General features: G+C 67.7%; 19 protein-coding genes. 12 read left to right on the plus strand and 7 right to left on the minus strand.

Annotation, left to right across the window (positions count from 1 at the left end; all coding sequences use genetic code 11):
• The first annotated feature begins 107 nt into the window (after window positions 1-107).
• Both ACT3HL_RS04090 and ACT3HL_RS04095 read left to right on the plus strand, forming a co-directional pair.
• On the plus strand, window positions 108-2,519 hold the full coding sequence (locus ACT3HL_RS04090) for a DNA topoisomerase VI subunit B (RefSeq protein WP_445085536.1): 2,412 nt from the start codon (window positions 108-110) through the stop codon (window positions 2,517-2,519).
• 4 nt (window positions 2,520-2,523) lie between these two features.
• Window positions 2,524-3,618 carry a DNA topoisomerase IV subunit A gene (locus ACT3HL_RS04095; protein WP_445085537.1) on the plus strand — a complete coding sequence of 365 codons (1,095 nt, stop codon included), beginning with the start codon at window positions 2,524-2,526 and terminating at the stop codon, window positions 3,616-3,618.
• Window positions 3,619-3,736: 118 nt separating this feature from the next.
• On the opposite strand, the gene ligA is transcribed toward ACT3HL_RS04095, so the two are convergent.
• The gene (ligA, locus tag ACT3HL_RS04100; protein ID WP_445085788.1) at window positions 3,737-5,665 is read right to left on the minus strand and encodes an ATP-dependent DNA ligase LigA; all 1,929 of its coding nucleotides are present in this window, start codon (window positions 5,663-5,665) and stop codon (window positions 3,737-3,739) included.
• A 100-nt stretch (window positions 5,666-5,765) separates the two neighbouring features.
• Here ligA and ACT3HL_RS04105 point away from each other — a divergent pair, with 100 nt between their 5' ends.
• On the plus strand, window positions 5,766-7,298 hold the full coding sequence (locus tag ACT3HL_RS04105; protein ID WP_445085538.1) for a hypothetical protein: 1,533 nt from the start codon (window positions 5,766-5,768) through the stop codon (window positions 7,296-7,298).
• Window positions 7,299-7,350: 52 nt separating this feature from the next.
• Here the strand turns inward: ACT3HL_RS04105 and psmB are convergent, their stop codons facing one another.
• Together psmB and ACT3HL_RS04115 are read right to left on the minus strand one after the other, a co-directional pair.
• On the minus strand, window positions 7,351-8,082 hold the full coding sequence (gene psmB, locus ACT3HL_RS04110) for an archaeal proteasome endopeptidase complex subunit beta (RefSeq protein ID WP_445085539.1): 732 nt from the start codon (window positions 8,080-8,082) through the stop codon (window positions 7,351-7,353).
• 145 nt (window positions 8,083-8,227) lie between these two features.
• Complete coding sequence (locus ACT3HL_RS04115) at window positions 8,228-8,413, minus strand: hypothetical protein (RefSeq protein WP_445085540.1); 186 nt, start codon at window positions 8,411-8,413, stop codon at window positions 8,228-8,230.
• 306 nt (window positions 8,414-8,719) lie between these two features.
• On the opposite strand from ACT3HL_RS04115, the gene ACT3HL_RS04120 reads away from it, so the two are divergent.
• Together ACT3HL_RS04120 and ACT3HL_RS04125 are read left to right on the plus strand one after the other, a co-directional pair.
• Complete coding sequence (locus tag ACT3HL_RS04120; protein WP_445085541.1) at window positions 8,720-9,088, plus strand: DUF555 domain-containing protein; 369 nt, start codon at window positions 8,720-8,722, stop codon at window positions 9,086-9,088.
• Window positions 9,089-9,152: 64 nt separating this feature from the next.
• Window positions 9,153-9,695 carry a CBS domain-containing protein gene (locus ACT3HL_RS04125; RefSeq protein WP_445085542.1) on the plus strand — a complete coding sequence of 181 codons (543 nt, stop codon included), beginning with the start codon at window positions 9,153-9,155 and terminating at the stop codon, window positions 9,693-9,695.
• 38 nt (window positions 9,696-9,733) lie between these two features.
• Here the strand turns inward: ACT3HL_RS04125 and purM are convergent, their stop codons facing one another.
• Complete coding sequence (gene purM / locus ACT3HL_RS04130; RefSeq protein WP_445085543.1) at window positions 9,734-10,732, minus strand: phosphoribosylformylglycinamidine cyclo-ligase; 999 nt, start codon at window positions 10,730-10,732, stop codon at window positions 9,734-9,736.
• Between the two features lie 303 nt (window positions 10,733-11,035).
• Here purM and ACT3HL_RS04135 point away from each other — a divergent pair, with 303 nt between their 5' ends.
• Complete coding sequence (locus ACT3HL_RS04135) at window positions 11,036-11,335, plus strand: hypothetical protein (protein ID WP_445085544.1); 300 nt, start codon at window positions 11,036-11,038, stop codon at window positions 11,333-11,335.
• Window positions 11,336-11,428: 93 nt separating this feature from the next.
• On the opposite strand, the gene ACT3HL_RS04140 is transcribed toward ACT3HL_RS04135, so the two are convergent.
• Both ACT3HL_RS04140 and ACT3HL_RS04145 read right to left on the minus strand, forming a co-directional pair.
• On the minus strand, window positions 11,429-12,076 hold the full coding sequence (locus tag ACT3HL_RS04140) for a metalloprotease (RefSeq protein ID WP_445085545.1): 648 nt from the start codon (window positions 12,074-12,076) through the stop codon (window positions 11,429-11,431).
• A gap of 1 nt (window position 12,077) precedes the next feature.
• Window positions 12,078-13,742 (minus strand): TraB/GumN family protein, encoded by a 1,665-nt coding sequence (locus tag ACT3HL_RS04145; RefSeq protein WP_445085546.1) that lies wholly within the window; start codon window positions 13,740-13,742, stop codon window positions 12,078-12,080.
• A 143-nt stretch (window positions 13,743-13,885) separates the two neighbouring features.
• Between ACT3HL_RS04145 and ACT3HL_RS04150 the strand changes: the two genes are divergently transcribed.
• Window positions 13,886-14,494: a helix-turn-helix domain-containing protein gene (locus ACT3HL_RS04150; protein ID WP_445085547.1), complete on the plus strand. Its 609-nt coding sequence runs from the start codon at window positions 13,886-13,888 to the stop codon at window positions 14,492-14,494.
• 313 nt (window positions 14,495-14,807) lie between these two features.
• Here the strand turns inward: ACT3HL_RS04150 and ACT3HL_RS04155 are convergent, their stop codons facing one another.
• Window positions 14,808-16,172: a putative ATP-dependent zinc protease gene (locus ACT3HL_RS04155; RefSeq protein ID WP_445085548.1), complete on the minus strand. Its 1,365-nt coding sequence runs from the start codon at window positions 16,170-16,172 to the stop codon at window positions 14,808-14,810.
• A gap of 208 nt (window positions 16,173-16,380) precedes the next feature.
• Between ACT3HL_RS04155 and ACT3HL_RS04160 the strand changes: the two genes are divergently transcribed.
• The 5 genes from ACT3HL_RS04160 to ACT3HL_RS04180 all read left to right on the plus strand — a co-directional run bounded on the left by ACT3HL_RS04160 (window position 16,381) and on the right by ACT3HL_RS04180 (window position 21,028).
• Entirely contained in the window at window positions 16,381-17,409 is a 1,029-nt protein-coding gene (locus ACT3HL_RS04160) for a succinylglutamate desuccinylase/aspartoacylase family protein (protein WP_445085549.1), read from the plus strand.
• Between the two features lie 97 nt (window positions 17,410-17,506).
• Complete coding sequence (gene sdhC / locus ACT3HL_RS04165) at window positions 17,507-17,902, plus strand: succinate dehydrogenase, cytochrome b556 subunit (RefSeq protein ID WP_445085550.1); 396 nt, start codon at window positions 17,507-17,509, stop codon at window positions 17,900-17,902.
• Window positions 17,902-18,273, plus strand: coding sequence for a succinate dehydrogenase (locus tag ACT3HL_RS04170; protein ID WP_445085551.1), 372 nt, complete (start codon window positions 17,902-17,904; stop codon window positions 18,271-18,273). The genes sdhC and ACT3HL_RS04170 overlap by 1 nt, the downstream gene beginning before the upstream one ends.
• 4 nt (window positions 18,274-18,277) lie before the next feature.
• The gene (locus ACT3HL_RS04175) at window positions 18,278-19,168 is read left to right on the plus strand and encodes a succinate dehydrogenase iron-sulfur subunit (protein WP_445085552.1); all 891 of its coding nucleotides are present in this window, start codon (window positions 18,278-18,280) and stop codon (window positions 19,166-19,168) included.
• A 12-nt stretch (window positions 19,169-19,180) separates the two neighbouring features.
• A complete protein-coding gene (locus ACT3HL_RS04180) occupies window positions 19,181-21,028 on the plus strand; it encodes an FAD-binding protein (RefSeq protein WP_445085553.1) in 1,848 nt (615 codons plus the stop codon).
• The last annotated feature ends 76 nt before the right edge of the window (window positions 21,029-21,104 follow it).

The following is a 21,104-nucleotide window of genomic DNA, read 5'->3' on the forward strand; positions in this document are numbered from 1 at the left end:
AAGGTGGATTTTCGCTTTTTTCGGGCGTCACTCGCGGGCGGTCGGTATCACTTTCACTCCACTGCCGAACCCTTCTTAACCGTCCGTGGGGTAGGAGCGCGCACAGAATGACCTCGTTTCAGTCGACGCTCGCCGAGGAGGAGGGGGGCGGGATCGCCGAGGAACTGGCGGAGGGCCAGCGCGCGATCTCCATCGCCGAGTTCTTCGAGAAGAACAAACACATGCTCGGCTTCGACTCGGGAGCCCGGGGGCTCGTCACCGCCGTCAAGGAGGCGGTCGACAACGCCCTCGACGCGACCGAGGAGGCCGGGATCAAGCCGGACATCTCGATCGAGATCCGCGAGTCCGGCGACTACTACACCCTGATCGTCGAGGACAACGGCCCGGGAATCACGCGGGAGCAGATCCCGAAGGTCTTCGGGAAGCTGCTCTACGGGTCGCGGTTCCACAGCAGAGAGCAGAGTAGAGGCCAGCAGGGGATCGGGATCTCGGCCGCTGTCCTGTACTCTCAGCTCACGTCCGGGAAGCCGGCGCGAGTCACCTCGCGGACCCAGCGCTCGGAGACCGCCCAGTACTTCGAGCTCATCATCGACACCGACACGAACGAGCCGGAGATCCAGGTCGACGAGGAGCGCGCGCCCGGCGAGTCCGACCTCTCGCCGACCCACGGCACGCGCATCGAAATGGAGATGGAGGCGAACATGCGGGCGCGCCAACAGCTCCACGACTACGTCAAGCACACCGCGGTCGTCAACCCCCACGCGCGGCTCGTCCTCGACGAGCCGAAACTGGCGGAACCGCTCCGGTTCGAGCGCGTCGAGGGCGCCGACCTGCCCGCGGAGACCGAGGAGATCCGCCCGCATCCCCACGGGGTCGAACTCGGCACCCTGATCAAGATGCTCGGCGCGACCGAGTCGTACTCGGTCTCGGGGTTCCTGCAGGAGGAGTTCACCCGCGTCGGGTCGAAGACAGCGGCGAAGGTGCTGAACAGCTTCCGCGATCGACATTTCGGGCGCGAGATGGGGTGGGCCGTCCCCCGCGGTCCGGACGTCGCGCTCGACGACGCCGTCGCCGACGCGGTCGCAAACAAGGGCGCGGAGGCGACCGAGACGTTCGCGACGCGGGTCGCAGACACCCTGGCCTCCCGCGAGCGGACGACGCACTCGGAACTGGAAGCCATCGTCGACACCGTCGCCGACGACGTCGGCGAGGAGTACGACGCCATGTTCGGCGACACCGTCCGCGAGAACGCGGTCGGGGCCGCGTGGGACGTGCTCACGACGGACCTCACCGCGGATCTGTATCCGCTGGTCGACGAGGCGACGAGCACGCAGAAGGACGACGCGACCGTCTCCGGGCTGGCGGACCGACTGGCCGATAAGTTCGAGGCGGGTGACCCCCGGCACCGGGCCACGCGCGCGGCGCTTCGCGAGTACGTCGATCGCTCGGCCGACCGGCTGGTCTCCGAGGAGGTCTCCTTCGGCGACACCGCCCGCGAGAACGTCGTCGAGGCGGTCTGGGCGGCGATGCGGACGGTCCCCGACGACGTGCCGAAGGTCCGGGAGGTCGCCGACAGCCGCGACGTCGCCTCCGAACTGCTGGAGGCGATGCGCGAGACCGACATCCTCGCGCCGCCGACGAACTGCCTCTCGCCGATCACGGCCGAACTCGTCGAGGCCGGGCTTCGCAAGGAGTTCGACGCCGACTTCTACTCGGCGGCGACGCGCGACGCGGAAGTCCACGGCGGCGACCCCTTCATCGTCGAGGCCGGTATCGCCTACGGCGGCGAACTCGAAGACGGGACAGTCGATCTGCTCCGCTTTGCCAACCGCGTGCCGCTGGTCTACCAGCGGGGGGCCTGTGCGACGACCGACGTGGTGAAGGGGATCGGCTGGCGGAACTACGGCCTCGACCAGCCGGGCGGCTCCGGGATGCCGAGCGGTCCGGCGGTGATTATGATCCACGTCGCCTCGACGAACGTGCCGTTCACGAGCGAGTCGAAGGACGCGCTCGCGAACATCCCCGCGATCGAAGACGAGATCGAGCTCGCGGTCCGCGAGGCGGCCCGAGAGCTCAAATCGTATCTGAACAAGCGACGCTCGATGCAGAAGCGCCGGAAGAAACAGGACGTCCTCGGCCGGATCCTCCCGGAGATGGCCGACAAGCTCTCGGAGGTGACGGGGCGGCGGCGGCCGAACATCGACGGCGCGCTGGCGCGGATTATGAACAACGTGAGCGTCGAACGCGAGGTCGAGGACGGACGCGTCACGCTCGTCGTCGAGAACCACTCCGACCGGACCGAAGAGCCCGAGATCACGGATATCGTCACGTCGGAGCCGTCGGACCTCCCGGGGGACGCGAGCGTCGTCGACCTCGACGGCGAGTGGTTCATCACGTGGACGCCGTCGATCCCCGCGGGCGAATCGGCCGAGCTCGCCTACACCATCGCGTCGGACGCCGAGTTCGACGTCGACGTCGACGGTATCGAGACCGAGAAGCTGACGATCAACGCAAACTAAGACAATGAGCACGAAACAGGACGACGAACTCGCCCAAGAGCGCCTCGTCGATCTCGCCGTGGAGTTCTACGACCAGTTCGCGGCGGGCGAGGTGCCGCAGATGAACATCCCCACGCGGACGAAATCGAACATCGTCTTCGACGAGGACTCGAAGGTGTGGGTCTACGGCGACCGGACGTCGACGCGGTCGGCCAACAGCGTCCGCGGCGCACGGAAGCTACTGAAGGCCGCCTACGCGATCGAGTTTCTGGTGAACCAACTGGAGGAGGACCGCTCCTCGACGCTGCGTGAGCTGTATTACCTCTCGGAGTCGTGGGACAACGAGGAGGCGCAGTTCCAGAGCCAAGACGAGTCGAACCAACTCATCGAGGACTTAGAGATCGTCTCGGAGGTCACCCGCGAGGACTTCCACATGCGCCCCGAGGAGTCTGGAGCGACCCTGATGGGTCCGCTGGAGCTTCGGGAGCAGACTCGCCGCGGCGAACGCGAGATCCACTGTCAGAAAGACGTCGGCGAGGCCGGCTATCAGATCCCGAACAACCCCGATACGATCGACTTCCTGGATCACGACATCGACTTCGTCCTCTGCGTCGAGACCGGCGGGATGCGCGATCGACTCGTCGAGAACGGTTTCGACGAGCAGTACAACTGCCTCGTCGTCCACCTGAAGGGACAGCCCGCACGCGCGACGCGGCGGATCACGAAGCGTCTGCACGACGAACTCGACCTCCCGGTCGTGGTCTTCACCGACGGCGACCCGTGGTCCTACCGCATCTACGGATCGGTCGCCTACGGCTCGATCAAATCGGCGCACCTCTCTGAGTATCTGGCGACCCCGGAGGCGCGCTTCGTCGGCATCCAGCCCGAGGACATCGTCGAGTACGACCTCCCGACGGACCCGCTCGCGGACTCGGACATCAACGCCCTCGAATCCGAACTGGAGGACCCCCGCTTCGAGACCGACTACTGGACAGAGCAGATCGAACTCCAACTCGACATCGAGAAGAAGGCCGAACAGCAGGCGCTCGCCGCCCGCGGGCTGGACTTCGTCACCGAGACGTACCTGCCCGAGCGGCTCTCGACGATGGGCGTCCTGTAGTCGGCGTCGACGCTCGCTACTCGCTCGTCAGCGCTGACCGTTCGTCGGCTATCGCTCACTATTCGCCCGCACACACTCGCTGCTCATCAGTCAGCGCTCACTGCTCATCAGTCAGCGCTCACTGCTCGTCGGCCAGCCGCGAGATGCGGTCGAGGCTGTCGGCGTCGGCGGCCGATTTGTCCTCGCGAACCCCGACGAACCGCGGGAACCGAAGCGCGTACCCCGACGCGTAACTCGGCGAGCGCTGGATCTCCTCGTAGCCGACCTCGAAGACCACCGCGGGATCGATCGACACCGTCTGTCCGTCCTGCGTGTCGATGTGCGGCCGCAGCCGTTCGGTCAGTTCCTCGAGTTTCGCGTCGGTGATGCCGGTGGCGACCTTCCCGATCGCGACGTAGGGGTCGTCGCCGCCGACGCTCGAATCGGCCCCCGGCGCGTCTCCTTCCGTCCGTGACCGATGCCCCGACGCGTCTCCGTCCGTCCGCGCGGACAGGAGGAACGTCCCGAGGTGGTTCGCGCGGCGACCCTCTCCCCACTCCGCACCGGTGACGACCAGATCCAGCGTCTCCACGTCGGGCTTGCGCTTCAGCCAGTTGCGGCCGCGCTTGCCCGGCGCGTACGTCGAGGCGGGGTCTTTGAGCATAATCCCCTCGTGGCCCGCCTCCAGCGCCGCCTCCTCGACCGCGGCGATTTCGTCGGGATCGGACGCGACGGTCGGATCGGACACGACGCCCGCGGCCTCATCGCCGTGGTCGGCGTCGGAGACGACGCCGGCGGCTTCTTCGCCGCTGTCGCCGAAGACGCCCCGCAGGCGTTCGTGGCGCTCCGTCAACGGTGCGTCCAGCAGGTCTTCGCCGTCGACGTGCAGGCAGTCGAACGCCCGGAGTTCGACGCGGACCTCCTCGCGCATCCGCTCGACGTCGTACTTGCGGCGGAACCGCCGGAGCACCTCCTGAAACGGCAGCGGCTCGCCGGCGTCGTCGACGGCGACGACCTCGCCGTCGAGGACGACCGGGACGTCCACCGCCGACTCGACCGCCTCGACGACGTCCGGCAGGGGGTCGGTGACGTCGTCCATGTTCCGCGAGAACAGCCTCGTCTCCCCGCCGTCGAAGTGGACCTGCACGCGGGCGCCGTCGTATTTCGTCTCGACGACCGCTTCGCTCCACGCCTCGAGCGCCTCCGTCGCCGTTCCCGCCTGCGCGAGCATCGCCTGTACGGGGCGACCGACTTCGAGACCGATCGATTCGAGCCCCTCGCGGCCCTCGTCGCGGGCGACGCGCGCGACCATCCCGTAGTCGTTCGAGACCTGCAGGGCGCGCTCGACGGTCTCGACTGAGTCGTCGGTGGCGGTGACAGACTCGCGGCCGTCGTCTTCGATCGCGTCCCCGTCCCCGCCCGCGACCGCTTCACCGTCCGGCTTCGCGCCGGCGTCGAGGAACGCGACGGCGACGGCGTCGCGGATCGCTCCCTCGCCGACGCCGATGCGCATCTCTCCGAGCACGAGGCGCGCGAGGAACTTCGCCTCGGCGCTCGAACAGCGGTTGAACAGCCCGAAGAGCACGTCGAGACGCCGGCGCTCGCTCCCGTCGCCGGCCGCGCTCGCGACCGCGCGAAGTCGTTCGTCGACCGCTGCAACGGTCAGGTCGTCGGCGCCCGTCCCGCCGCTGGTTTCGCTCCCATCACCGGCTCCGCCCCCGCTCTCGTTTCCGCCGCCGGTGAAGGCGCCGAGCCCCCGCTGGCCGCCGAAGTCGTACGCCGCGGCGACGGCACCGATCTCGCCGACGTCCGCGAGCCTCGCCTCGACGTCGCCGGCGTCCACGTTCGGGCCCGCGGCGCGGGCGATGGCCTCGTGGAGGAGCGCCGGACCGACGTCGATCGTCGTGGCGTCCCACGCCGGGAAGACCCGCCCCTGGAGGAACCGGACCACGACCGGGAGGTCCGACTCCGCCTCCCGGAGGAGCGTCGCCACGGCCTCGACGGTCGCGAGATCACCCGGCTCCGCCTCTAACTCCCGTGCGCGCGCGGCGAACTCGGCGAACTGCATCGGGCGACCGTACCCGTCCCCGCGACAAGAGTCCGCCGACTCGGTCGCGGCGAGGCTCGCGTCCGACACTATCAAGCCGTCCCATCGCTCAGCAAGAGCCATGACCGAGGAGTTGGCGGCGTCGGTGCGAGACGCGCTCGCCGTAGACCCCGAGGAGTTCGAAGCGCAGGCGCGGACGGACGCCGAAGTGGTGAAATCAGAGCTCCGAGAGGGCACGTTCGACAACCACCAGTCGATCGTCGGCTTGGAGTACGAGTTCTACGCGGTCGCCGACGGTCGGTGGGCCGCCTCCGACGACGCCGACGTCTACGGGCTGATGCGCGTCCCGCGACGGCTGCTCGAACTCATCGGCTTCGAGAAGGAACTCGGCCTCCATAATGCAGAAATGACCACCAGCCCACAGCCGTTGAACCCCGACGGTCTGCGGGCCCAAGAGTCGGAGGTGCGCGCGCGGCTCGCGGCGGCGCTCGAGTGCACCGGCGCGGAGGGGATCCGCCTCGTCAGCGACGGGATGTGGACGATTCCCCCGGCCGGCGAGACCGCGCGCGAGTACCTCACCGACAGCATCGAAGCCGAGGGGGTTCGGATCGCGACGAACATGAGCGGGTCCGTCCGGTACCACGCGATGGCCAACGGACCGGCCGCGCCCGAGGAACTGACGATTGAGGCGCCGAACGTGACGCTCTCGGCCGACACCGTGATGCCCGAGTCGCTCATCACCTCGATCCAGCCGCACTATCAGGTCGCTCACGCCGCCGACCTCCCGACGTACTTCAACTACGCGCTGCGGGTCGCCGGGCCGCTCCTCGCGCTCGGGGTCAACTCGCCGCTTTTCCCGCCGGACCTCTACGACGACGTCGGCGCGCAGAAGATCCTCGAAGACGGGTACGACGGTCACCGGATCCTCGTCTTCGAGTCGGTCCTCAACTCCGGCGAGACGGAGAAGGTCCGGTTCCCCCGCGACCTCGAGAGCGTCGAGGAAGCCGTCGATCGGGTCGCCAGCGACGCGACGATGGTCCCGATGCCGGTCCCGCAGGGCGAGCGGTTCGACGACACGTTCGCCACGCTCCGACGGAAACACGGCACGTACTGGCGCTGGGTTCGGCCGGTGTTCGACGGCGCGTCGCGCTCCTCGGCGAACGCCCGCATCGAGTTCCGACCGATCGCGGCACAGCCGACCGTGCGCGACGCCGTCGCCTTCCAGGCCACGTTCGCCGGGCTGATGGAGAGCCTGCCGCGCCGGCGGCACCCCGCGAGAGATCAGGGGTGGTCGACCGCCCGCGAGAACTTCTACGCCGCGATGCGAGACGGGATCGACAGCGGCCAGCGATGGATCGGAAACGACGGGGTCGAGACCGTCGAGACGGCGGCGGTCTACGACGACATCTTCGCGCACGCGGTCGACGGGCTCGAAAGCGCCGGCTGTTCGCCCGAAGAGGCCGAGACGTACGTGGAACCGCTCCGCGCCCGGGTCGAACGCGGGATCACCCCCGCGGACTGGAAGACCCGGCGGGTCAGCGAGTACCTCGCCGACGGCGACGACTTCGCCGACGCCGTCAGCGAGATGCAGCGCGATTACGTGCGAAAACAGCGGGAGACGCTTCTCGACGGGTCGTTCGCAGACTGGATCTGACACGCGCCGCGGAGCGGCGCTGAAAACTCGGCGCGAAGCGCGAGCGGGCCGACTACAGGATCTCTTCGAAGTCCTTGTGCTTCGTGATCTCGACGCCCTCGTCGGTGACGACGGCGACGTTGATCCCGTTGCCGGAGGCGAGGTCGCGCTCGACGGCGCTCTCGATGGCGCGCGCGGCGACGGTCTTCGCCTCCTCGATCGTCAGATCGTCGTCGTACTCCTGTTCGAGGACACCGAGGGCGTACTGGCTCCCGGAGCCGGTGACGGTGTACTCCTCTTCGAGGATCGACCCCGCGGGATCGATGCTGTAGATGTGTGCGCCTTCCTCGTCGACGCCGCCGAGGATCGGCTGGACGATGTAGAACGCGCCCGAGCGGAGGAAGTTCCCGAGGAGCGTCGACAGCGCCTGCATACTCATATCCTCGCCGCGCCGGGCCTCATACAGGCGGACCTCCGCGCGGATGGAGCTGATGAGCGACTGGGCGGCCGAGACGGACCCGGCGATCGTGAGCGCGCCCGTCGGGTGGATCTCTTCGACCTTCTGGACGTCCTTCGAGGAGACCATATGGCCGAGGCTCGCGCGCATATCCGTCGCGAGGACGACGCCCTCGGACGTCTTCAGACCGACGGTCGTCGTTCCCGTCTTGGTCTCGGTGTCGGTCGCTTGACCGGCGCGCTGTTCGCGGTTCGAGAACTCGCCGAGTTCCGGCGAGAAGACGCCGGAGTGCTCGCCGTTCAGTGGATCGAGACGCCCAGAGGCGTCGTCGCTCGTGGGAGTACGCATTACCCGACGTTGACGCCCGCCGCAGATAAATGCCACCCTTCCCACTGCTGTTGCCCGTACCGTGGGGTCGGCGCAGTCACGGACGTGACCGACGGGCTCACGGCATCGACCCGTACGAACCCGAACAAAAAATCGGTGCCTCGATTCAGCGGTGTCCGCTGCGCTCGCCGGCGCGCTCGTAGGTCCGCTCTGCGGATTCGATGAGTGGTCGGACGGGAAGTGTGAGTCCCAGTTGCCGCGCGAACAGCGCGATCGGCATCGCGAGGATTCCGAAGAGCAGCGTCGTCTGATACAGCAGGAGCGCCGCGCCCCGGTGCAGGTCTGTCATCATCGCCTTGCCCGTGCTGGGGCGACGGGGGTATATAAACCTTCTCTGTCGAAGATCGATACGGGGTCGACGCAGTCATCCGATTAAATCGAGCTTGCGTCAGAGACAAGAAGGCTTGTCCGGGCGCCGGATCACCACGTACGAACGCAGTCATCAGCGTCGTGCTTCGACATAACTTATGCGGAGTATTGCAGTCGCGTACGCACCGCGATACCGCCGTGATCCGCCGTTCGACGGGCGTCCTGTCACTGACTCGCACCCGCGCGGACGAACCACAAGACACGAAACCCCGCGGCCCGTCCGCGGCGTATGAGCAATTATCTCGTCGCGATGGAGGCCGCGTGGCTGGTCCGCGACGTCGACGACATCGACGACGCCATCGGGGTCGCCGTCAGCGAGGCCGGTAAGCGACTCAACGATCAGAACAAAGAGTACGTCGAAGTCGAGGTCGGCGCGACCCCGTGTCCCGCCTGCGGCGAACCCTTCGACTCCGCGTTCATCGCGGCCAACACCGCGCTCGTCGGTCTCCTCCTCGAGATCGACGTCTTCAACGCCGACGGCGAGGAGCACGCCTCCCGAATCGCCAAGAGCGAAGTCGGCGGCGCGCTCCGCGACGTCCCCCTCTCGGTGATCGACGTCATCGAGATCGACGAGGACGCCCACGAGCGCGACGAGTAGCGCCCGCGGCGGGCGGCCGCCGCGCCCCCGAAACACTTTCGTATAACTTCGGGTTATTAGCCCTATGGAACTCCCGACCCCACAGGACCTGCGACAGCGTCGCACCGAGTTGGATCTGACGCAGAGCACGCTCGCGGAGATGGCCGGCGTCTCCCAGCCGCTCATCGCGCGCATCGAGGGCGGCGACGTCGACCCCCGGCTCTCGACGCTCCGCCGGATCGTTAACGCCCTCGAGGAGGCCGAGGGGAGCATCGTTCGCGCGGCCGACCTGATGAACGAGGACGTGGTGAGCGTCGCGCCCGACGACTCCGTGCGCTTCGCGCGCGACGTGATGCTCGATGAGGGGTTCTCTCAGCTTCCGGTCATCCGCGACGGCCGGCCGGTCGGCATCATCTCGAACAGCGATATCAGGCACGCACAGGAAGAAGACGACGTCGGGACGCTCCCCATCGCGGACGTGATGCGCGAATCGGTCACGACCGTCGAGCCGTCGGCGACGCTCGAAGAGATCGACGCCGCCTTGGACCACCACTCGGCCGTCCTCGTCGTCGAGAGCGGAGAGACCATCGGGATCGTGACCGAGGCCGACGTCGCGGCTCACTTGTGAGCGCGATCTGCTGTTCCTAGCGCATTCTCGGCGCGCGGTCAGAGTTCGAGCCCGCGGATCGAGACGCCCTCGCCCTCATCGACGTGGCCGATCACGCGGCCGTCCGTGGCGTCTGCGAGCGCTTCGGCGTCGTCGGGCGCGAGCGCGCAGACGAAGCCCGTGCCCATGTTGAACGTCCGGTGCATCTCCTCGTCGGAGACGTTGCCCTCCCGCCGGATGAACTCGAAGACCGGCTGGGGTTCGAAGGCGTCCTCGACGACGTAGCGGTGTTCGCCCAGCCGTTCGAGGTTCGTCCAACCGCCGCCGGTGACGTGTGCGGCCGCGCGGACGCCGTGTTCCCGCATCGGATCGAGGAGGAACGTGTACAGCCGCGTCGGTTCGAGCAGCGCCTCGCCGAGGGTGTCGTACTCCCCGAACGGGCAGGGATCGGTGTACTCGTGGTCGCGCGTGGTCGCGGTCCGCGCGAGCGTCAGGCCGTTGGAGTGGATCCCCGAGGAGCGGAAGCCGACGAGCGCGTCGCCCGGCTCGGCCTCGCCGGGAAAGATCGCGTCCTTCGCGGCGAGGCCCGCGCAGGTCCCCGCGAGGTCGAGACCGCGGATCACCTCGGGCATCACCGCCGTCTCGCCCCCGACGAGCGAGAGGTCCGCCTCCTCGGCCCCGTCGCGGAGCCCCTCGCCGACCTGCTCGGCGAACATCTCGTCGGGCTCCTCGACCGCGAGGTAATCGACGAACGCGACCGGACGGACCCCGGCGGCGACGAGGTCGTTCGCGTTCATCGCGATACAGTCGATGCCGACCGTCGAGTAGTCCGAGAGCGCCTCCGCGACGAGGAGCTTCGTCCCGACCCCGTCGGTCGCGAGCGCGAGGTAGCGGTCGCCGATGTCGAGCAGTCCCGCGTAGTCGCCCTCGCTCTCGCCGACTGCGCCGATCAGCGCCGCGGTCGCGGCCTCGCTCGCCTCGATGTCCACGCCCGCCTCGGCGTACGTCAGTTCCTCGACGGCCCCCTCGTCGTTCTCCGCGCTTGCGTCGTCGCTCATACGCGAATTCCCGCGGTCGGGGGAGAAAATACGTCCGGTCTCCGCCGCGCGTATACGCGATCCGAGTCTGGGGTATCAGCGCGGACGCGAACTGACACGACAGTAAGCTCACGCGTCGCGTTCGCTGGAGGGGATCAGTATTTCTTGTGGTCGAAATACTGCATTAAATCGAACTGTGAACGTTTTAACGACACCTAAACGGTTTATAAAACGTCGTTATCTCCCGGTGAAGCGTCGCGAAACGACTGAACGCTCACCGCATTATATGGGGGTCCCGGTCGTACGAACGAGTGAGGAAACACAATGTCGAGCGTCCCCCACTCCCTTCAAGCCCCCCTGAACCGCGACGCCTTCCGTCGCGGGCTCGGTGCCGCCGGAACCGCCGCGAAACGGAGCCTTCGAGGCCTGAAAGCCGCCAGCTTCTGGGCCGCGATCGTGCTCCCGTTCACGTACCTCCCGCTCCTCGCCGGCGGTCTCACCGGCGGCGAAGCCCTCCTCTTCGCCGGTCTCGTGGCGCTCAACGCGCTCGCGTTCGTCCTCGGCCACGACTACGATCCGGCGATGGCCGAGGCCGCCGCAGCGGAGTCCGCGACGACCGAGTGAACCCACTGTAGCGGGCCCGAGACGGAACACCGATTGGGGCCGCGATGAACCGACCGCCGAGCGACCCTCGATGCCGCCCCTCCACTCAGATCCTCAGAACCCGAATCCCACGAACAGCGCCCCGAGCGCGAGCACCAGCGTCGGAACGAAAAACGCCGCGAAGACCGCCTTGCTCCAGCCGATGACGGTTTTCCCGTCGAGCGGTCCGAACGGCAGCATATTGAACGCCGCGAGAAAGAGGTTGATCGTCAGCCCGCGCGAGCCCGAGAGCGCGAGAAACTCCGAGCCGAGGAGCACACCGACGAAAAAGAGCGGGAGAAAAAGCACCGCGAGCGCGACGTTCGTCGCGGGGCCGGCGAGCGCGATGAGGCCGTGCTCGCGCGGCGTCAGCCGGCCGCGGTGATAGACCGCCCCCGGCGCCGCGAAGATGAACCCGGCGAGCGCGCTGACGACCGCCAGAAAGAGCATCCCGTAGTCGGCTCGGAACTCCGCGATCTGCCCGTACCGGACCGCGACGACCTTGTGGGCGACCTCGTGGAGCAGAAAGCCCATCCCCGCCGTCAGCAGACTGAGCAGCAGCGGACCGACGACGCCCCCCTCGAGGAGCCCGACGACGGCGCGCTGGCCGCCGCCGGCGAAGAAGATGGCGAACGCGACGCCGAGTGCGATCCATGCGACCAACAGGTCCTGCAGCTCCTTGGAACTGAACGAGACGCCCGACAGAAGCGGGACGTCAGCCATCTCAGATCGCGCTCCGGAGGATCTCCCAGCCGTTCTGTGCGCCCTCGAAGAGGTACTGCGTCACGCCCGCCGCCCCGCCGAGGTCCAGCGCGAAAAGCGGGAGCAGGTACGCGACGAACAGCGCGGAGGCGATGACGCTGCCAATGTTCGTCGCCGCGACGACGACGATCAGCCGGAACAGCGGCACCGCGAACATCTCGCTCACGAGGTCGCCGATCGGCTTCTCCTCGTCGGCGAGCAGTTCGTTGAGCGTGCCGATGTCGGAGACGTTCACTGGGTCGTACTGCAGTTCGACGTAGCCGGCGAACCACCCCGGCGCGAGGAAGGGATTGATCGAGGTCATCCACGCGACGCCGCCGCCCACGAGCGAGGAGGTCCAGCGCGCGCCGGCCGCCTTCGCCAGCCCCGCCGCGAACAGGCCGTTAACGAGGAACCACGCGCCGAAGAGCCGAAGCAGGGTGTCGTCACCGGCCGACGAGAGCGCGAGCAGGCCGAAGAAGCTGACGACCACGAGCGAGATCCCCGTCCCGACGATCTTCGCCCACGGGAGACCGCCGCTGTCGGTGCCCGAAAGCGACGACATCGGCGGCAGCTCCTCGGGGTGTTCGAGATACCGTTCGATCCCCTCGCGGTGGCCGGCGCCGACGACCGCGATGACGTCCGCGCCGGTCTGTCGGAGCGCGATGAGCTTGTGCGCGATGAACGCGTCGCGCTCGTCGATGAGCGCCGCGGCACCGCCCGGCGAGAACTGCCGGAACTCCTCCATCATCGCGCTCACCACGTCGGTGTCGGTCATCTTGGACATATCGAACTCCTCGAGCTCCTCGCCGTCAACCTCGTTGACGCCGAGGGTCGCCGCGAACTGCCCGAGTAGCCCGCCGACCAGCAGTCCGCCGACGATACCGAGCGTCATACTCCCGACGACGCGAACGACGAAGTCACCCAGCAGATCGACCGCGGGCGCGGCGAGGCCGAATCCGACGCCGCCGACGCCGCCGATCGCGGTACCGGCGGCGAGGGCGGCGAGGAGTCGGTCCTCCGTAGAGAGCACCGACGCGCCGAAGATCCAGACGGCCGTGGCGACCCCGACCGCGAGGAGCGCGCCGCCGGTGATCCGCGAGAGGACCGGGAGCCCGATCCCGACGCTCCCGCCGAAGATCGCCACGAGCGGGCCGAAGAGGACGCCGAGGAAGACGCCCGCGGCGAGGCCGACGCCCCGGCTGTCGCCGATGCCGAAGGCGAGGCCGCCGATCATCCGCAGTTTCTCGATCAGTCCCATCTGCGACCAGAAGCGCCGCATCGTCTCGTTGATGTCGCGGTCGACGAGCGCGACGTCGATGCCCAGTTCCTCGCTGGTCTCGACCGCCGAGAGCATGTCCGCGCCGGGTGTCACGTCGAAGCGCTCGCCGAGGCGCGCCTGCACGTACGACAGCATCCAGTAGGCGATGAACTGAAATACGGTGTTGCCGCGGAGCAGGTCTCCGGGGTCGATATCGTCCGGTTCGCCCCCCTTCAGCTGTCGGTACCGCCCCTCGTCGAGTTCCACGGCGACGACGTCGGGGCGCTCGGCTTCGATGGTCGCTTCGACCTCGCGAACGCTCTCCTCGGAGACGTGTGCGGTCCCGACGACGCGGACGCGACCCTCTCCGGCCGCTTCCTGACTCATTGTGCCCCCTACCGCGCGGTGGTTTTTACTCCTGTCGGAGATCCGGGCCTGTCGGAGACCCGGGGCCGCCGGCTGTCGGTGGCCGTCCGGTCCCCGCGGTGGGAGCAACAGCTTTGTATCGGATTGCGTCCTACGGGGCGACGATGGCCCGCCTCCTGCCCTCCCAATCCGAGCCCGAAGTCGACGCGTCCCCGCGCGTGGTCGGTCTCGAAGACGACGATGCAGACGACCTGCTGTCGGCGCTGTCCTCGTCGACCGCGCGCCGCGTCCTCGCGGCGCTCCACGACGAGCCCACGAACCCCGCCGCGCTCGCCGACGCGGTCGATACGTCCCTGCAGAACGTCCAGTACCACCTCGAACGGCTCGAATCGGCCGGCGCCGTCGAGGTCGTCGACACGGTCTACTCCGAGAAAGGCCGCGAGATGAACGTGTACGCGCCGGCCGATCGCCCCCTCGTCGTCGTCGCCGCCGACAACGACGAGACGGACGGGCTCGCGTCCGCGCTGAAGCGACTGCTCGCCGGCGTCGGCGTCGTCGGTCTCGTCAGCCTCCTCGCACAGTTCGCCATCGAGGGGCTCCCGTTCGCCGCACAGACCGGCGCCGACGGCGACTACGCGGCGCAGACCGAGTCGGTACAGGTCGCCGCCGACACGGCCGCCGCGACGGGACCGCCGCCGGGGCTCCTCGTGTTTCTCGGCGGCCTCACCGTCCTGCTCGTGTGGTTCGCGGTCTGGTTCGTCCGGCAGCGGTAGCGTCGGTTCGACTCGTCTGGGTCCCCTCTCGCCCCGTTCGATGCGGTCTGTACGTGCGACCGGGCGTTTATGACGGATGACGCGGCCAGAGATCCCGTGACGTAGGACTCGCCCCGCGTCGAACAGCGGTTGTTCGGCACATCGACGCGGGATCGACAGTGCAAACGCTACTGTGTGACTGTGCCGACTGTTCGCTACTTCGCTCCGGCTCTCGGGAATCGATGCTCGATCGCCGGTGTACTCGGCTGCCGGTGGTTCCGGTCGGGACGCGCGCGTCTGTCGCCTCTGTATCCCGGTGAACGAAGCGGCCGCGTTACTCCAGGTACTCCTCTTCGCGCTCGGCGTCGTCCTTTCCGCCCTCGTCGGTCCGCCGGTTCACGTCGACCTGATAGTGCTGGAGGATGTCGCGTCCGAGGAGCAGCGGGTAGTCCATGTGCGAGCGGTCCTCGACGCTCGCCGTGACCGTGTGCTGGGTCCCGCCGATACCGATGACGAGGTCCACGACGGGGCGGGCCTTCCCGGACTTCAGCGATCCCGACTTCACGCGCGTCATACTCTTGATCGGCCCCGCGCCGATCTCGGCGGCCAGCGAGGTGTCGATGCTCGTCCGCGTCGCGCCGGTGTCGGACTTCGCCTTCGCCTGCGTCGAGCCGCTGGTCCCGGAGACGACGACCTCCTCGATGTAGCCGATCGTGGGCCGGTCGCCGACCGGCGTCGTGTCGACCCGGGGCATCCCGGCCGGCCGGGAGTCATCGAGCGTCGCCGACAGCTCTTCGACGCGCTCGTCGTCGACCTCGCCGCCGATTCGCTCGATCGCGAGTTTGGCGATGTAGGGGGCGGGGCTGCGTCCGGTCGCTTTGTGCAGTCCCCTGAACCCGGCCGTCGGGTTGACCTCCAGGACGAACCAGCCGTCGTCGCCCTCGATGAGGTCGACGCCGACGTAGTCGAGTTCCATCACTTCGGCGGCGTAGAGCGCCGTCTCGCGGGCTTCCTGCGGCATATCGTCGGTCGCGTCGACGACGTCGCCGCCGAGGGCGACGTTGGTCCGCCACTCGCCCTCGGGCGCGTACCGGTACATCGCGCCGACGATCTGGTCGTCGACGATGTAGACGCGGAGGTCGCGGTGCTCGCTCTCGTCGCGGTCGATGAGATCCTGCAGGAACGCCTGCCGGTTCCCGACCTTCGGGTTGACGGGCTCTGTGAGGTCCACCTTCCACGTGCCGCCGCCGTGGGTTCCGATCGCCGACTTGTAGACGCCGACTTCGCCGAAGCGGTCGCGACCGCGGTTCAGCCGGTCGTTCGAGAGCGCGAGCAGCGCGTCCGGGACCTTGATGTTCCAATTCGCGAGCGTCGCCGCGGTGGCGAACTTGTGAATCGCGGTGAGCACCGAGGCGGGTTCGTTCAGCATCGGGCGGATCCGCTCGAACGTCGTCGCGAGCCCCAGAAGCTCCGCCGGCTCTTCGGTGTTCGAGAGCAGGAGTCGATTGGCCACGATGTCCACCTCGGGCTCGGTCGCGACGTCGCCGCCTTCGATAGAGACGGCCGCGTTCTCCCGGCGTAGCCACACGCCCTCGTGGCCGAGGTCGTCGACCGCGTTGAGAATCGCCTTCGTCTCCTTGCTGTTGTGTAACGAGAGGACGCCGACACGAACCGGGTCGTCGTCAGTACCGGTAGGCATACTTCCTCGTACGCGCACGCGCTCAAAGAAGTGCCGATGACGATCTACCCTCGACGGCCGACCGAACGCCTCCCTCGACCGATGTGAGCGCTTCGCACGTTGGCGGGGCGTCCCGCAGACGCTCGATCCGCCACGACGCTGCCGCGTGTTCGGAGGCGGAGATTCCTCGGTACGAGCGTTTATCCCTCTGGCTGTCCGAGCGCGGGGTATGAGTACCGACGGGGCCTTCACGTACAACGGCGGGAAGGTCGATCCCGGCGAGCGACAGAATCTCCGCTACGGGATCAGCGAGACGTACCTCGGCGATCCGGTCCGCATCCCGGTCACCATCATCAACAGCGAACGGGAGGGGCCGACGGTCTTCCTCTCGGCGGCGGCGCACGGCGACGAACTCAACGGCATCGAGGTCGTCCGCGAGGTGGCCCACGAGTGGGACCTCTCCGAGCTCGCCGGCACGCTCGTCTGTCTCCCCGTGTTGAACGTCCCCGGTTTCCTCGCCCAGCAGCGCTACCTCCCGATCTACGACCGCGACCTGAACCGGTCGTTCCCCGGCCGCGAGGACTCCACGAGCGCGAAGCGGATGGCCGCTCGGATCTTCGATAACTTCATCGCTCCCTGCGATTTCGGCATCGACTTCCACACGTCGACGCGCGGGCGGACGAATATGCTCCACGTTCGAGCTGATATGTCCGACGACGCGGTGTCCCGACTGGCGCGGGCGTTCGGCTCGAACGTGATCATCGACAGCGGCGGCAGCGACGGCATCCTCCGGACCGAGGCCACGCGGGTCGGGATCCCGACCGTGACCGTCGAGATGGGTGAGGCCCACCGGTTCCAGCGGGGGCTGATCGACGACGCGCTCGCGGGCGTCGAGAGTGTGTTCGCGGAGTACGAACTGCTCTCGACGCCCGCCGTCCGCTGGCCGGGATGGCGGACCGTCATCGACGACGCCAACGAGAAGACGTGGATTCGCGCCGACGCCGGCGGGATCGTCGATATGCACCACGCACGGGGCTCGCTCGTCCACGAGGGGGAGCGGATCTGTACGCTCACGAACCCGTTCAAAGACGACAACGTCGCCGTCGAAGCCCCGTTCACCGGGCTGCTGGTGGGGATCCTCGAAAACCCCGTCGTCTATCCCGGCAACCCCCTCTGTCACCTCGTCGAGCTCGAACCAGACGTCCGTCGGGTCGTCGAGCGGGAAACGGCCGCGGTCAGGCCGGCACACCCCGAGTAGTCCGGCGGGGATCCCGCCGTCGATCGATTCTCGCCCCGGCCACGAGCGGCCGTACACGTAAGTTCTATAGTGGCCCCGACCCGAGACTCACGAGAGTATGAGTCAGTCTTACAATCGAGGCCGCATCGAGGACTTCGGCCGCTGGCGGGAGTTCTCAGCGGGGATGTGGGCCTGGGTGTTCCACAAGTTCACGGGCTGGGTGCTCGTGGGGTATCTCTTCACCCACATCGCCGTCCTCTCGACGGCGCTACAGAGCCCGGAGGCGTACACGACGACGATCCAGTCGCTGGAGAGTCTGCTTCTCGTACGCATCCTCGAGGTCGGGCTGCTGTCGGTCGCCGTCTTCCACATCCTCAACGGCCTCCGGCTGCTGTTCGTCGATCTCGGAGTCGGGCTGGAGTCGCAGGATAAGAGCTTCTACGCGTCGCTGCTGCTCACGGGAGCGATCGCCATCGCGAGCGTGCCGACGTTCCTCGCGGGGGTGTTCGGCTGATGGCCGAGCGCTACTCCTCGTTCGAGTCCGGCGGCCGCCGCTGGCTCTGGCAGCGCATCACGGCGGCGTTCCTCGTCGTCGTCCTCGCGTTTCACTTCTTCCTCTTGCACTTCGTCAACCACGCCGACGAGGTGACGTTCGCGATGTCGCAGGCGCGGATGGAACAGCTGACGTACTTCTCGCTCATGATCTTGTTCCTCCTCGCGGCGACCTTCCACGGCGTCAACGGCGTGTACAACGCGCTGATCAATCAGGGCCTCACCGGCTCTCGAAAGACCGCGGCGGCACTGGTCCTCGGCGTCGCGAGTCTCGTCGTGATCGTGCAGGGAATCAGAACCGCACTCGCGTGGGCCGGAGGCGTCCCACTCTAACACAATGAGCACGCAACTACCCGATCAGGCCGAAGAGGAATCGTCCGCCGGCGAGGCCGAACCGCAGTCCCCGGCACAGCAGCGCCGATTGGAGAAGAAACGACAGCGCGCTGCGGACAAGGAGCGACAGCAGCAGGCCGAGGAGGCCGAGGCGGCACTCGCCGACGAGGAGACGTACCACCTCAAGGTGTTCCGGTACGACCCCGAGATCGCCGGCAAGGAGGAGCCACGCTTCGACGACTTTTACGTCCCCTATCACAAGGGAATGACCGTCCTCGACGCGCTGATGTACGCCCGGGACACGTACGATTCGAGCCTGACCTTCCGGCACTCCTGCCGGCAGGCGATCTGCGGCTCGGACGCGATGTTCGTCAACGGGAAACAGCGGCTCTGCTGTAAGACGCAGCTTTCGGACCTCGAAGAGCCGGTCCGCATCGAGCCGCTTCCTCATCAGGAGGTCGTCAAAGACCTCGTCGTGGACATGGAGCACTTCTACGACCAGATGGAGGCGGTCGAGCCGTACTTCCAGACGAACGAGCTTCCGGAGGGCGAACTCGAAGAGCAGCGGCAGACTCCCGAGAACCGCGAGAAAGTGAAGATGTCGACGCGCTGTATCTGGTGCGGCGCGTGTATGTCCTCGTGTAACATCGCCGCGGGCGACAACCAGTATCTCGGCCCGGCGGCTCTCAACAAGGCGTACCGCTTCACGATGGACGAACGCGAGGGAGAGGATATGAAGCAGCACCGGATGGAGATCCTCGAGCAGGAACACGGCGTCTGGCGGTGTCAGACGCAGTTCTCCTGTACCAACGTCTGTCCGAAGGACATCCCGCTGACCGAGCACATCCAGGAACTGAAGCGCGAGGCGGTCAAGAACAACCTCAAATTCTGGTAGTTGAAGATACATATGCACGAACACGACGTTATCGTGGTGGGCGCCGGAGGCGCGGGCCTCCGCGCGGCCATCGCGGCGCAAGAAGAGGGAGCCGACGTGGCTATCGTCTCGAAACTCCACCCGGTGCGGAGTCACACCGGGGCGGCGGAGGGCGGCATCAACGCCGCCCTCCGCGAGGGGGACTCCTGGGAGGACCACGCCTACGACACGATGAAGGGGTCGGACTACCTCGGCGACGCCCCGGCGATCGAGACGCTCGCACAGGACAGCCCCGAGGAGGTCATCCAGCTCGAACACTGGGGGATGGCGTTCTCGCGTGAGGAAGACGGGACGGTGAGCCAGCGGCCGTTCGGGGGCCTCTCGTTCCCGCGGACGACCTACGCCGGCGCGGAGACGGGCCATCATCTCCTGCACACGATGTACGAACAGCTCGTCAAGCGCGGCATCGAGGTCTACGACGAGTGGTACGTCCTCGATCTGGCGGTGACGGACGAGGACGCCCCCGAGGACCGACGCTGTCACGGCGTCGTCGGATACGACATCCAGTCGGGGTCGATCGAGGGCTTCCGCGCCCGCGACGGCGTCATCCTCGCGACAGGCGGGCTCGGCCAGGTGTACGACCACACCACGAACGCCGTCTCGAACACCGGCGACGGCGTCGCGATGGCCTACCGCGCCGGCGTTCCGATCGAGGACATGGAGTTCATTCAGTTCCACCCCACGACGCTGCCCTCGACGGGCGTGCTCATCTCCGAGGGCGTCCGGGGCGAGGGCGGGATCCTCTACAACGCCGAGGGCGAACGGCTGATGTTCGAGTACGGCTACGCGAGCAACGACGGCGAACTCGCCTCCCGCGACGTCGTCGCCCGCGCGGAGCTGAACGAGGTCAACGCGGGGCGAGGCATCGAGGACGAGTACGTCCACCTCGACATGCGCCATCTCGGCGAGGAGCGCATCCTCGATCGCCTCGAGAACATCCTCCACCTCGCGGAGGACTTCGAGGGCGTCGACGCGCTCGAAGAGCCGATGCCGGTCAAGCCCGGCCAGCACTACGCCATGGGCGGGATCGAGACCGACGAGAACGGCGAGACGTGCATCGAGGGGCTCTACGCCGCCGGCGAGTGCGCCTGCGCCTCGGTCCACGGCTCAAACCGCCTCGGTGGGAACGCGCTGCCGGAACTCATCGTCTTCGGCGCGCGCGCGGGCCACCACGCCGCCGGCCGCGACCTCGGCGAGGCCGAGATCCCCACGGGCAAGCGGGGCGAGTGGGAGGCCGGGGACGTCGAGACGCCGGTCGAGCCCGGCGACATCGACGCCTCCGAGGGCGGCGCAGTCGCCGACGGGGGCGCAGCCGCCGGAGCCGCCGATCTCGGTCCCGACGAGCTCGTCGAGCGGGCGACGCAGCGTACCACAGAGCGCGTCGAAGCGCTCTTGGCCAACGAGGACGGCCGGAACCACTCGGAAATCCGCTCGGACGTCCAGCAGTCGATGACGGAGAACGTCAACGTCTTCCGCGAGAAAGCCAGCCTCGAACAGGCGCTCCGCGACATCCGGGAGGCGCGGAAGGCCTACCGCGACGTCGGCGTCGCCGACCAGTCGCGGACGTTCAACACCGACCTGCTGCAGACGATCGAGACCCGCAACATCATCGACCTCGCGGAAGCGATCACCCTCGGCGCCCTCGTGCGCGAGGAGTTCCGCGGCGCGCACTGGCGCAAAGAGCACCAAGAGCGCGACGACGAGAACTGGCTGAAACACACGCTGCTGTCGTGGAACGACGGCTCGCCCGAACTGTGGTTCAAGCCGGTGCTCCTCGAGGGCGAAGAGAAGCGCTACGAGCCGAAGATCCGGAGTTACTGAGGGGACCATCGCCCCTCCGCAGCCATACCGCCGTCCCGTTCGGCGAGAACCGACGAACGGTCACCGTAATCCTGTG

The sequence above is a fragment of the Halobellus sp. GM3 genome (assembly GCF_052545375.1).